The sequence below is a fragment of the Enterococcus ratti genome (assembly GCF_001886195.1).
Classification (GTDB): domain Bacteria; phylum Bacillota; class Bacilli; order Lactobacillales; family Enterococcaceae; genus Enterococcus_B; species Enterococcus_B ratti.
In genome coordinates this window covers 1-389 of record NZ_JXLB01000072.1, presented here as the reverse complement: position 1 = coordinate 389, position 389 = coordinate 1, and the positions used below count along the sequence as shown (strand labels likewise).

Sequence of the window (389 nt, the reverse complement as noted above, 5' to 3'; positions counted from 1 at the left end):
TGAAATACACCAATTCCAATACCTATCGCACCAATAAATACGACAATACCTGAAATAATTCTTTTCAAAGCTACTCTCCTTCTGTTTTTATTTCTTCAAAATGTGTCGTTCCTTTTACCAAAGCATATCTTTTTTTGCACTTTGAGCATTCCCAAACATACGTATCATAAAAATGATTCTCTTTCACATATTTCATATGTTTAGCTAACTCTGAACAATCACATTTGATATAAGTAGGCGGCCAACAATATTGCTGATTAAATTGATCAACGGGGATTAGATCTATTCCCCAAAAACACTCTCGATTTGAAAACATAAATATTCTCCTTTCACCTATTTTTCAAACTCAATAGAAACTTTTCGACTCGAAAATGGGGATCGAATAAGTT

The 389-nt window shown here is 32.4% G+C and carries 1 protein-coding gene; it reads right to left on the bottom strand.

Annotated elements, in window-relative coordinates:
• Positions 1-70: 70 nt before the first annotated feature.
• A complete protein-coding gene (locus RV14_RS11765) occupies positions 71-316 on the bottom strand; it encodes a hypothetical protein (RefSeq protein WP_071856401.1) in 246 nt (81 codons plus the stop codon).
• Between the last annotated feature and the right edge of the window lie 73 nt (positions 317-389).